Below are 12,040 nucleotides of genomic sequence, written 5' to 3' on the forward strand. Positions count from 1 at the left end.
CCGACACTGACTGAAGGACTCTGATGACCTCCGAACTGGCCCTCGAATTCGCCCGCAAGATCCGCTCCCGTGAGCAGGCGGTGGGCTACTGGGTAGTGCTGGACGCGCCCGTGGCCACCGAACGCATTGGACGCCTCGGCTACGACTACGTGGCCCTGGACGCGCAGCACGGCCTGCTCGGCTTCTCGGGCCTGCTCAACGGGCTGATAGCCATCGAGGCCGGACACACCGCCGCCGGCATGGTCCGGGTGGAGGGCAACGACTTCACCGCCATCGGCAAGGCCCTCGACGCCGGCGCCGTGGGCATCATCGTCCCGCTCATCAACACCGCCGCAGACGCTGCGGCTGCGGTGGCCGCCGCGAAATACCCGCCCATGGGCGGCCGCTCGTACGGGCCGATGCGCTCAGCGCTGCGGATCGGGCCCAAACCGGCCGACGCTAACGCCGCCACCCTGGTGTTCGCCATGATCGAGACGCCCGAAGGGCTGGCCAACGTCAAGGAAATCTGCGCCACCCCCGGCCTGGACGGCATCTACGTGGGACCCTCTGATCTCGCCATCGCCGTGGGCGGGGCATTCCCGGGGGATCCCGCCGTCGAGACCGAATTCAACGCCGCGCTCGAAACCATCGCCGAGGCCGCCGCCTCTGCAGGCATCGCCGCCGGCATCCACACCGCCGCCGGGGAGATCGCCGCCCAGCGGCTGCGCCAGGGCTACACGTTCACCACCGTCGCCTCTGACCTGACCCACCTGGAACTGGCTGCCAAGGCGCACCTGGCCGCCGCCAAGTCGGAGGGCTAAGGCATGCAGACAACCAACGCCGGCTATAGCACCATCACGCCCGACGGCGCCGTGAAGCGCGCTGACGGCGCAGACTTCGCGTACCTGCCGGCGCCCACCGTGCAGAGCCACGCCGCCAACCTCCTGACAATGCCTGACGGCCGCCTCGGCTGCGTATGGTTCGGCGGCACCCAGGAAGGCGTGCCGGACATCTCCATCTGGTTCTCCACGCTGGAGCCGGGCAGCACCCAGTGGTCACCCGCGCAGCAGCTTTCAGACGACTCCACCCGCTCGGAGCAGAACCCGATCCTGTTCACCGCGCCCGGCTCTGCCGGTCAGGACGGCGCCCTTTGGCTCCTGTACACCGCGCAGAAGGCGGGCAACCAGGATACGGCGGAGGTCCGCCGTCGTACGTCCACGGACAGCGGCCGCACCTGGGGGCCGGTGGAAACGCTGTTCCCCGCCAACGAAACGGGCGGCGTCTTCGTCCGGCAGTTGCCGGTGCTGCTGCCGTCCGGCCGCCTGATTATCCCGATCTTCCGCTGCATCACCACGCCGGGGGAGAAGTGGGTGGGCAACAGCGATGACAGTGCCGTAATGATTTCCGACGACGGCGGGGCCACCTGGAGCGAGCACATCCTGCCGGGCAGCCTGGGCTGCGTCCACATGAACATCCAGCCCGTGGCCGACGGCTCGCTGCTGGCGCTGTTCCGCAGCCGCTGGGCCGACTCGATCTACGAATCCCGCTCCACCGACGACGGCAGCACCTGGAGTGAGCCCGTCCCCACCGAGCTGCCCAACAACAACTCCTCCATCCAGTTCGCGGCGCTCGCCGACGGCCGCCTGGCGCTGGTCTACAACCACAGCCGCGCGGAGGAGGACACCGAACGGCGGCTCTCGCTGTACGACGAAATTGACGACGACGGCCTGGCCGCCGAACAGGGGCAGCTCACCGAACCGGTGCCCGGTGCTGCGTCCTTGGACGACGGCGGGCGTCGCGCGTTCTGGGGCACCCCGCGCTCGCCCATGACGCTGGCGATCTCCGAGGATTCCGGGCTTTCGTGGCCGATCCGGCGGAACCTCGACGTGGGGGACGGCTACTGCCTTTCCAACAACTCCCGGGACGGCCTGAACCGCGAATACTCCTACCCGTCCATCCACCAGGGCCCGGACGGTGCGCTGAACATCGCGTACACCTACTTCCGGCAGGCCATCAAATACGTCCGGGTTGACCCGCAGTGGGCCTACGAAGGCAACACGACGCCGGGGGGCGACGAGCGGTGACCGGCGCCCGCCACGCGATTGTTACGGGCTGCAGCTCCGGCATCGGCAGGGCGATCGCCGAACGGCTGCTGGCCGACGGCTGGGCCGTCACGGGGCTGAGCCGCAGCGAGACCTCGCTGGGGCCCGGGTTCCGGTGGCTGCACGCGGACCTGTCCGACCCGGCGTCGCTGGCGGAAACTGCGGCGGGGATTGACCCCGCGGACGCGCTGGTGCACGCCGCCGGATACCAGCGCACTGCGCTGCTGGGCGAGCTCGACCCGGAGGCCCTTGCCGGAATGTTCGCCGTTCACGTCGGGGCTGCCAGTGCGTTGGCCAACGACGTAGTGCCGCGGATGCCCGACGGCGGCCGGGTGCTGCTGATCGGCAGCCGGACCTCCACGGGCGCGGCCGGCAAGAGCCAGTACGCTGCCACGAAGGCGGCGCTGACGGGCATGGGCAGGACGTGGGCGCAGGAGCTTGCCCCGCGCGGCATCACGGTGAATGTGTTGTCGCCGGGGCCCACGGACACGCCCATGCTGGCGGACCCCGGGCGGGCGGCCACGCCGCCAAAGCTGCCAGCGCTCGGCCGGCTCGTGGATCCCGGGGACGTTGCGGCGCTCGCCGGTTTCCTGCTCGGGCCGCACGGAAAGTCCATCACGGGTCAGAACTACGTGATCTGCGGCGGCGCCTCCCTGTGAGGTGCCCCGCTGTGAGTCGCGCAGCCGCCCGCCCCCTACGATGGTGACAGCAAAGGAGAGCCACCGATGACCACCGCCAAATCCAGGCGCGAAGAGATCTACCACCTCGCCGTTACCACTGGTCTGGCGTCTGTGGAGGAACTGTCGCGGCATTTCCGGGTGACCGCCTCCACGATCCGGCGGGACCTGGCCCACCTGAACGAGGAGGGGAAACTGACGCGGACCTACGGCGGGGCCGTGGCGCTGGGCGCGCACCCTGAACCGTCCCTGCGGCAGCGGACCGGCGAGGCGTACGAGCAGAAGCACGCCATCGCGGCGTGGGCTGCCGCGGAGGTGAAGGACGGCGAGAACATCCTGCTCGACGGCGGCTCCACCGTCGGTGCACTGGCGCACGCACTGCGCGGGAGGGAAAACCTGTCCGTCACGACGCCGGGAATCAATACACTGCAGGAGCTCGCTGACTCGCCGGGCATTCAGGTGGACTGCCTCGGCGGCCGGTTGCGCGGCGTGAGCCAGACGTTCGTGGGTCCCCTTGCCGAGGCGGCCCTGGAGCGCATGAGCTTTGACCGCGTGTTCCTGGGCGCCGACGCCGTCACTGCCGACGACGGGCTGTGCGAGGCGGACCACGCGCAGACCAGGCTAAAGGAACTCATGGCCCGGCGCGGCGACGCGGTCTATGTCCTGGCCGATTCCGGCAAACTGGGAAAGCGCCCGTTCCACGCCTGGGCAAGGCTCTCTCTGCCATGGACCCTGGTTACGGACTCGGGCGCAGACCCGGGCCAGGTGGCGCTGTTCACCGAGGCCGGTGTGCAGGTGCAGCTGGTCCAGGTAGGGGCTGGCGAGCAGGCTTCTGCCTGAGGGGACCTCCGCCAAACTGCCGATTGGCGTCTAGCATTGTGGAATGACTGAAGCCAACGAAGATGCAGCCTTACTTCAGCTGCAGGACATCCTGATCGGGGCCGAAAGCGTTGACGGCTTCCTCGACGGGTTGGCCGGCTTTGCAGCATCCACGCTGAGCGGTCTGGCGGGGACCGGCATCGAGTGCGCCATAACCCTGAAGCGGCGGCGGCACACCGCCACGGTTGCGGGCAGCAGTCCCCGGGCCATAAAGCTGGACCAGATCGAGCAGGCCGTAGGCGACGGTCCCTGCATCCGGGCGCTGTTCACCATGGCCCCCGAAGTGCTCAACGATGTCCAAACGGATGACCGCTGGCCGGAATACCAGAAGCGCCTGGCCGAGAACGGCGTCTACAGCACCATCGGCATTCCGTTGGACATCGGGGAAGGCGCCAGTGCGGCCCTGAATTTTTTCGGTCCCACACCCAACCTTTTCACGCCTGAGCTCTTCAACAGGGCGGTCGAGTTCGGCGACCTGGCCAGCCGCACCCTCCATCTGTCGGTCCGGATCGGAGCGGCGCAGGCCAGGGCGCAGAATCTTGAGGCCGCGATGCAGAGCCGGACCGCGATCGACGTCGCCTGCGGTGTCATCATGGCGCAGAACAGGTGCTCGCAAAAGGAAGCCATGGACATCCTGGTCAAAGTCTCGAGCAACCGGAACCAGAAGTTGCGGGACGTGGCGGTGGAACTGCTGGGCAGGCTTTCGGGATCAGGCGTGGCGACGCACTTCGAGTAGCTTCTCACCCACCGCGGCGCTACTTTGCCCCTTTGCCGACCATGGATGCCGGGGGCTTCGGGAACGGTTTCGCCGGATACATCTTGGCTACCTTCAGCATGTAGTTGGCCCACTGCGGTCCCGCGATCATGTAGCCGTCGATCCGGTCGTAGTGCTTGCCGTTGATGGTGATGTTCCTGCCGGGCCGTTTCTGGCCGTTCAGTGCGTCACCGAAGAAGGACGCGGTGGTGATGCCGCTGGTGTAGCCCAGTACCCAGGTGGCGCCATTGCTGTTGTTGGTGCCGGTCTTGGCTGCCACGGGAACCATGCTCTGGACTTTGGGATTGATGTAAACGCCTGAGCCCTTCTTGAGCACGTCCTGCAGTACCGAGTTCACCCCGCGGGCAATATTCGGCTCCACGGCGGTCCGGCATACTGACTGCTGGCTGGCCAGCGCCCGTCCGTTAAAGTCAGCGACGCGCTGGATGGCGATCGGCGCGCAGTAGCGGCCGTCGGCGGCGAAGGTGGCGAAGGCGGTGGCCAGGTTGAGCGGTGACACGGCGGTGCCGCCGAGCACGTTGCCCAGCTGGTGCATGTTGATCCCGGACCCGTCCAGCCCGCTGTGCAGGCCCAGGGTGTCCACCATCTTTTGGATGCCGCAGATGTCCAGCTGTGCGACCTCGGCAAAAGTGGCCGTGTTGATGGAGTTATATAGCCCGTAGTTGGCGGGCATCCTGCGGTAGTAGCCCTCCGACGCGTTCTGCAGATCGTCCGCAGCTTCCAGGCCTGCGGCGCGCTGCTTGCTGCTGTAACCGCCAACCACCCTGGCGCAGGAATCCCGCCAGCGGAATCCCAGTGGGTACTCCCGCCGTGAGGCATCCACCTCTTCAGTGATCTTGCGTCCCTGGTGCAGCCACTCGGCGAACGTGAACGGCTTCATGGTGGATCCGGGCTGGAACCCGCCCGCACCGTTGAGGTCGTTGCCGTTAGCGTCCTTGGCGTCCACGTTGAAGTTCAGCTGAGTGTCGAACTGGCCGGGCTGCGGGAGGAACAGCGTGTTCTGCGCCATCGAGAGGATCTTGCCGGTTCCCGGCTGGAGTGTGAGCAGCGAAGCTCCCCACTTGCCGGGGTTGGCGCCGGCGGTGGAGTTCACTTGGGCCTGGGCGGCCGCCTGCAGCCGGCTGTCCAGGGTGGTGGTGATGGTGAGTCCGCCCCGGAACAGCTTCTGCTCCCGGGCTTCGGTGTCAGCGCCGTAAGCCCGGTTGTTGAGGATCAGGTGGGACACGTAGTCGCAGAAGTAGGGGGCGATGGTGGCTGCGGCGCAGCCCTGCCTCGAGCTACGGATTTTCAGGCCGACGCCGGTGGCGGCGGCGGTGTCATGCTGTTTCTTGGTGATCTTGCGTTGTGCCAGCATGGCGTCCAGGACCAGGTTGCGCCGCTGGAGTGAATTCTTCGGATTCGTCACGGGGTCGTAGAGGCTGGGGCTGTTGACGAGTCCCGCCAGCAGTGCGGCCTGCGGGAGGCTCAGCTTGCTGGCCGGAACGCTGTAGAAGTGCTGCGACGCGGCTTCGATGCCGTAGGCGCTGCGGTTGAAGAAGACGATGTTGAGGTAGCCCTCGAGGATCTGGTCCTTGGTGAATTTCTTCTCCAGCTCGATGGCGAGCTTCATCTCCCGCACCTTATCGCCGATGGTCTTTTCCCCGCTGAGGACCACCTCATCTCCGCGGCCGGAGGTAATTTTGGCTTCGTTGGCCACGTTGGTGACGTATTGCTGGGTGAGCGTGGATGCACCTTGCCGGTCCGCGCCAGAGACGTTGCTCACCAGCGCCCTGAGGACGCCCACCGGGTCGACGCCGCTGTGATCGTAGAACCGGCTGTCCTCTATCGCGATCACGGCGTCCTTGATGTACGGCGACATCTGTTTCAGCGGAACCCGTACCCGGTTTTCCTCGTAGAACGAGGCGATGAGTTTCCCGTCTGACGTGAGGATCCTTGTGGTTTGCGCCGGCGGCCGCACGGCCAGGCCGGACGGGAGCCCGTTATAGAAGTTGAGCGAGCCGCTCATGGCGGCGCCGGCAGCGGCAATCTGGGGCACGAAGTAGGCAGCAACCAAGGCGCCGCAGATGCAACTAAGGACCACGAACCCGAGCAGCCTTCCCAAGGCCGAATGCGATCGGGATACCAGGCTTTTGCGTACCATCACTGCGGTTCACACCCCAAAAAAAGCGTGTCTCCAGAATACGCTTCACGTGACGGCCGGGCCAGAGCACATGGTCCCCGGCCAAGGCTTACGGCAGCTTGATATTTGTGAGCTCTACGTGTTTGCCGTTGGATTCCTCCACCAGGACCATCGAGCTCACCTGCGGGCAGTAATACTTGTGCTCGCGCGAGTTGAACTCCAGCGGTGTCCAGTCGTCCACCTTGACGCAGTCCTTGTAGGTGCCCATCTTCGTCGTGACGGTCTGGCCCGTGGCGATGGTGTCCCGCATGTCCTCGGCATGGCCCAGGTAGTACTCCTGCCGGTAGGTGTCGCCCACGCGCTGTTCTGCCTTCATCCAGATGCCGGCCTTTGCCCCGTCCTGGCCGTGAATGAAGCTGCCGGAATGATCCTGCAGCTTCCCGTCCTTGAAGTTATTCACGTCCTCGCCGAAGTACCACACATCGCCGTTCTTGTGCTGTGCCAGATAGTCCCTGGTCTCCTCGACGAGCTGCCCGTTCTTGAATTCCTTGTCGAGGTAGATGACAGTCTCGACGCCATCGATGACCCGCGTCTCCTTCAGGACCTCGATGTCGATCCTGTCGCCGCCAGCCCCGTAGGTCATTTTCTTGCCGACGGGAAGGGCGAAGTACTTGTTGGTTATTTTCGTCGTGAAATCCGCCGGCGTGATCTGCGGATTGTAGTCAGCAGCCCTGGCTCTCAAATTGTTGAAGTAAAAAAATGCCGCCCCGCCAGCGACCAGCAACAGGACGATGATCCCCAAAATTATGGTGCGTGGCTTCATGGCCCGTCCCACTCCTCGTTGAGCAGAAACCTTTATGCAGACCGGAGCACCTGTTGCTTGCCCGGTCCATAGGAGAAAGGTAGTCCTGTCAGGCCGCCGGGGACAGAGGCAGCATCAACTTTCGTCAGCTGCGGGCGGCCTCCACTACCCGTTCGCCGTTGAAGTATTCGAGCTGCCAGCCGTCGACGGCGTGGTGGTGGGCGAGGTTGAGCACGGCGTTGTCGATGCTCTGGAGGGTGTCGCCGATGGCACGGCTGAGGGTCAGGCGGAGGAGCGTGCCATGGGCGACGACCAAAACGCGGCGACCGCGGAACTCCTCGGCCAGTGCCTCCAGGGCGGCCAGGCCCCGGGAGGCCGCTTCGTCGTCGCTTTCGGCGCCACGGAAGCCCCCGGGGATGCGCAGGGCCTCCAGTTCCGGGCCGGCCTGCAGGCCCTCGGCAGGTCCGAAGCTGCGCTCTGTGAGCTCCGGCACATGCCGGGCCACCGTGAGCCCCAGGCCGGCGGCGATTAGTTCGGCGGTTTCCGCCGCGCGGCTCAGCGGCGAGGATACGATCGTGTCCCACTCCTGCCCGGACAGCACGTCGACGGCGTCACGCGCCTGGCCGCGGCCGACGTCGTTCAGCGGAATATCGCTGGATCCCTGCAGCCGGCGCTGCGCGTTCCAGTCTGTCTGGCCATGGCGGATGAGGGCGAAAGTCGTGAGGGTCATGCCTTCCATTGTGCCCGAGAGCATCAGGCCCCTTCTTCGCGGAGACGTAGAAGGAGTTTTTGTACAGATAATGGGCGTTCGAGGCCGTTTTGGGCCCATTATCTGTACAAAAGATCGCGAAGTGGGGAGGAAACTCAGCCGAACAGGACCGCAGCTTCGTCGTAGCGCTTCTGCGGGACTGTCTTCAGCCGGCCCAGGGCATCCTGGAAGCCCACATGTTCAATGTCCGTTCCCCTCTGGGCCACCATGGTGCCCCAGAGGCCCTCCACCACCAGGTGGATGGCAGCCATGCCCAGTCGGGTGGCAAGAACGCGGTCAAAGGCCGACGGTACGCCCCCGCGCTGAATATGGCCCAGGATGGTGGCGCGGGTTTCAATGCCGGTCCGGGCTTCCAGTTCCGGTGCCAGCTGGTCAGCGATGCCGCCCAGCCGGGGACGGCCGAAGGTGTCCAGGCCCCGCTCAGAGTGCGGGCTCTCCATGTGCTCGGGCATAAAGCCTTCGGCCACGACCACGAGCGGGGCGCGCCCACGGGTGTGGGCTTCCTTCACCCACTGGGCGATCTGTTCGATGCTGACCTTCTGTTCCGGAATGAGGATGGCGTGGGCGCCTGCAGCCATGCCGGAGTGCAACGCGATCCACCCGACGTGCCGGCCCATCACTTCGGCGATCATGCACCGGCGATGGGACTCGCCGGTGGTCCGCAGCCGGTCGATGGCTTCAGTGGCGATCTGGACCGCGGTGTCGAATCCAAAGGTGTAGTCGGTGGCGTCAAGGTCGTTGTCCACGGTCTTGGGAACACCCACGATCTTCAGCCCCGCATCCGTCAGGCGCTTGGCGGCCGCGAGGGTTCCTTCACCGCCAATCGCGATGATGGCGTCAATGCCCAGCCGGTCCATGTGGGCTTTGATGACGCGGGGGCCGCCGCCGTTCTCAAACGGATTGGTCCGGGACGTGCCAAGGATGGTGCCGCCCTGCTTGGCGATACCGCGGACCATGGTTCGGGGGAGCTCGATGATGTCGCCCTCCACCACACCGCGCCAGCCGTCGCGGAACCCGACGAACTCGTGGCCGTGGACGGCAATGCCCTTGAGGACGGCGCCGCGGATAACCGCATTCAGTCCGGGACAGTCGCCACCGCTGGTGAGGATTCCAATTTTCATGTTCGGCTCGAATCGTGGGAGAGGGTTTACAGGCAGAACGCCACTGTGGAGGAGGGGACTACGCTAGGCCGATCCCACGGCGGCAAGCATCGACATGGCCTCCTCAACGACATCCGCCACGGGGAATGACGGCCGGTGCACGCCGGCCATTTCCTCCATAACGCGGACCACCTGACAGCTGTAGCCGAACTCGTTGTCGTACCAGACATAGAGCACAAGGTTCTTGTCGTTGGAGATGGTCGCGAGGCCGTCAACGATGCCGGCGTGGCGGGAACCGACGAAGTCGGTGGAGACCACCTCCGGGGAGTCGATGTAGTCGATCTGCTTGCGCAGGTCCGAATGCAGCGCCGTCTCGCGCAGGTAGTTGTTGACCTCGTCCTTGGTGGTGCCGCGTTCCAGGTTCAGGTTCAGAATTGCCATGGAAACGTCAGGCGTGGGGACTCGGATGGAGCTGCCGGTGAGCTTGCCCTCCAGTTCGGGCAGCGCCTTGGCCACGGCCTTGGCGGCACCGGTCTCGGTGATCACCATGTTCAGGGCAGCCGAGCGTCCGCGGCGGTCGCCCTTGTGGAAGTTGTCGATCAGGTTCTGGTCGTTCGTGAACGAGTGAACCGTCTCCACGTGGCCGTGGATCACGCCGTACTTGTCGTTGAGCGCCTGCAGGACCGGGGTAATGGCGTTCGTGGTGCAGGAGGCTGCCGTCACGATCCGGTCCGAATCGGTGATGTCGCGGTGGTTGATGCCGTGCACGATGTTCTTCAGGTCACCCTTGCCCGGTGCGGTCAGGAGGACACGCGCAATGCCCTTGCTGAGCAGGTGCTGGCCGAGGCCCTCCGCGTCGCGCCAGCGGCCGGTGTTGTCCACCAGGATGGCGTCCTTGATGCCGTAGGCGGTGTAGTCGATGGTGGCCGGGTTGTCCGAATAGATGACCTGGATCCGGACGCCGTTGGCCGTGATGGTGTTGGCGTCGGTGTCGACGCGGATGGTCCCTTGGAAGGAGCCGTGCACGGAGTCGCGGCGCAGCAGGCTGGCCCGCTTGGCCAGGTCGTTGTCGGAACCGCGCCGGACCACGATGGCGCGCAGGCGCAGGCCGTGGCCGCCTCCCGCCTGCTCGATCAGGAGGCGTGCCACCAGGCGGCCGATGCGGCCGAAGCCGTAGAGCACGACGTCGGTGCTGGCGCGGCTGTCGGCGCCGCGCTTGCCCACTACCTCAGCCAGTTCGGCGCGGAGGAATTCCTCCAAAGTCAGGCTCCCGCCGGCGGACTTGAACTTCTGGTTCAGGCGGGCGATGTCGATGGCGGCGGCACCCAGGTCCAGCTGCGCCAGCGTGTTCAGCAGCGGTGCCGTCTCCTCCAGAGGCAATTCGTCCTTACTGATCCGGCGCGCGAAACGGTGGGCCTTCAGGATGTTCATGGTGGACTTGTTGATCAGGCTGCGTCCGTGGATGCTGGTCACCACGTTGTTTTCACGGTAGAGCCGCCCGATCACCGGGATCATGGCTTCGGCGAGGGCCTCCCGGCCCATCCACGCATCAAGACAAGAATCTGAGGTTTTTAGCATCGGGCTGCCTTTCCAAAAGGGTGGGTCTGTTTAGCTCTTCAGCTCCTGAGGTGGGTCCAGAGAGGGGCTTGACATCCATCGTCCTGCCATTTTCGGGTAGTGGAAACGCTAATTCAGGATGGTTTTAACGATCCTTTTGGGTAGGGAATTGCCTGAAGAGCAAGTCCAGCCCTACGCGGCGGTGGCGAACATGAGGGCCATGGTGGTGGCGCCGAGGGCTTCGAGGGCGTGTTCGGTGCGGGTGGGGTGTTTGGTGGCTGTGTGGTGGTCGGTGGTTGTGGTTGTGGTTGTGCCGGCCCGGTGGCGGAGGAGGAGGATGAGGAAGGTCAGGGCTGCGGTGGCGAAGAGCAGTGTGAGCAGGATGCCGGGTAGGGGTGCGTGGCCCAGTGGTGTTGCCGCTGTTGCGGTGGCGTGGGGTGCGGTTGTCATGGCGTGATGGGCGGCCGGCATCGGCGTCGAGGTTCCATCGGCCGGGGCGGTTCCGTGACTGGTTGCGGGGGTGGTGGTGGGGTGGGCCATCATGGCGATCATGAGGGCTGCGGCGGTCATGGTGAGGGCGTGGTAGGCGCATTTGAGCCGGCCTTGGGTGCCGGCGCAGAGGATTTTGAATTCGGGCCGGGCGATGGCCTGGATGATGAACCAGAGGGCCGCGCCGGCGAGGAGGCCGATTTGGGCGAGGATGGTGGATGGTGCGAGGTTCCAGAGCATGGCGGCCATCAGGGTGTTCATGAGGGCGTGGAGGGTGTTGTTGACCCGGTCGGTGAGGTGGTGTGAGCGTGCGGCCTGCCAGAGGTGGTAGCTGCTGCCGGCGAGCAGGACGGCGGTGAGGGTCCAGGTAAGTGCGGGGATGTTGAACACGCGGATCACGCTTTCACTACTGGGGGTCGGTCAGAAAGGGAAGGGCATTGCCGGTTGTGGGCCGGAAATGGGTTCGGTCCCCGACGCGGGTGTGCTGACAGCATCGGGGACCGAAGTTTTAGGGTTGGGATGTTTGGGGCTGGATACAGGTGGTCCCCGGTGCTGCCGGGGGCCGCGCCGGGGACCGCCTGTTCAGGGCTGGTTGTTATCCAGCTCTTGGTTCTTGTCCGGTTCTGGTTCTTGTCCGGTTCTGGTGTGTTGGAACCCTGTTTGTTTAGTGTCCGTTGCCGGTGCTGCAGTGGCCGCTGTTGGTGGTGCGGGTTTCGGTGGGGAGGTTCAGGGTGGGGTTTTGGTTGAAGAAGCCGTGGGGTTCGAGCATGAAGCCGATGTTCTGGCGGGGCA

At 65.5% G+C, this 12,040-nt stretch carries 11 protein-coding genes; 5 read left to right on the top strand and 6 right to left on the bottom strand.

The genetic code is table 11. The features are described from left to right. Positions 1 to 23 precede the first annotated feature (23 nt). From AC57BR_RS09975 to AC57BR_RS09995, 5 genes are all read left to right on the top strand, one after another. Positions 24 to 800 (top strand): HpcH/HpaI aldolase family protein, encoded by a 777-nt coding sequence (locus tag AC57BR_RS09975; RefSeq protein ID WP_496360044.1) that lies wholly within the window; start codon positions 24 to 26, stop codon positions 798 to 800. 3 nt (positions 801 to 803) lie between these two features. Continuing rightward, positions 804 to 2,063 (top strand): sialidase family protein, encoded by a 1,260-nt coding sequence (locus AC57BR_RS09980; protein ID WP_496360046.1) that lies wholly within the window; start codon positions 804 to 806, stop codon positions 2,061 to 2,063. Further along, entirely contained in the window at positions 2,060 to 2,740 is a 681-nt protein-coding gene (locus AC57BR_RS09985; RefSeq protein ID WP_496360048.1) for an SDR family NAD(P)-dependent oxidoreductase, read from the top strand. The genes AC57BR_RS09980 and AC57BR_RS09985 overlap by 4 nt, the downstream gene beginning before the upstream one ends. 66 nt (positions 2,741 to 2,806) lie before the next feature. Continuing rightward, positions 2,807 to 3,598 (top strand): DeoR/GlpR family DNA-binding transcription regulator, encoded by a 792-nt coding sequence (locus tag AC57BR_RS09990; protein ID WP_496360050.1) that lies wholly within the window; start codon positions 2,807 to 2,809, stop codon positions 3,596 to 3,598. Positions 3,599 to 3,641: 43 nt separating this feature from the next. Then, entirely contained in the window at positions 3,642 to 4,373 is a 732-nt protein-coding gene (locus AC57BR_RS09995) for a GAF and ANTAR domain-containing protein (RefSeq protein WP_496360052.1), read from the top strand. A gap of 19 nt (positions 4,374 to 4,392) precedes the next feature. Here AC57BR_RS09995 and AC57BR_RS10000 read toward each other — a convergent pair whose 3' ends face one another. From AC57BR_RS10000 to AC57BR_RS10025, 6 genes are all read right to left on the bottom strand, one after another. After that, a complete protein-coding gene (locus AC57BR_RS10000) occupies positions 4,393 to 6,552 on the bottom strand; it encodes a transglycosylase domain-containing protein (RefSeq protein WP_496360066.1) in 2,160 nt (719 codons plus the stop codon). Between the two features lie 88 nt (positions 6,553 to 6,640). Next, positions 6,641 to 7,354, bottom strand: a complete 714-nt coding sequence (locus tag AC57BR_RS10005; protein WP_496360054.1) for a hypothetical protein — start codon at positions 7,352 to 7,354, stop codon at positions 6,641 to 6,643. 124 nt (positions 7,355 to 7,478) lie between these two features. Next, complete coding sequence (locus AC57BR_RS10010; protein ID WP_496360068.1) at positions 7,479 to 8,072, bottom strand: histidine phosphatase family protein; 594 nt, start codon at positions 8,070 to 8,072, stop codon at positions 7,479 to 7,481. Positions 8,073 to 8,197: 125 nt separating this feature from the next. Beyond that, on the bottom strand, positions 8,198 to 9,223 hold the full coding sequence (locus tag AC57BR_RS10015) for a 6-phosphofructokinase (RefSeq protein ID WP_496360056.1): 1,026 nt from the start codon (positions 9,221 to 9,223) through the stop codon (positions 8,198 to 8,200). A gap of 63 nt (positions 9,224 to 9,286) precedes the next feature. Then, complete coding sequence (locus AC57BR_RS10020) at positions 9,287 to 10,780, bottom strand: glyceraldehyde-3-phosphate dehydrogenase (protein WP_496360058.1); 1,494 nt, start codon at positions 10,778 to 10,780, stop codon at positions 9,287 to 9,289. 171 nt (positions 10,781 to 10,951) lie between these two features. Beyond that, the gene (locus AC57BR_RS10025; RefSeq protein WP_496360060.1) at positions 10,952 to 11,638 is read right to left on the bottom strand and encodes a DUF5134 domain-containing protein; all 687 of its coding nucleotides are present in this window, start codon (positions 11,636 to 11,638) and stop codon (positions 10,952 to 10,954) included. Positions 11,639 to 12,040: the final 402 nt, after the last annotated feature.

The sequence above is a fragment of the Arthrobacter sp. BGA-UO-ETr-C19 genome (assembly GCF_059568005.1).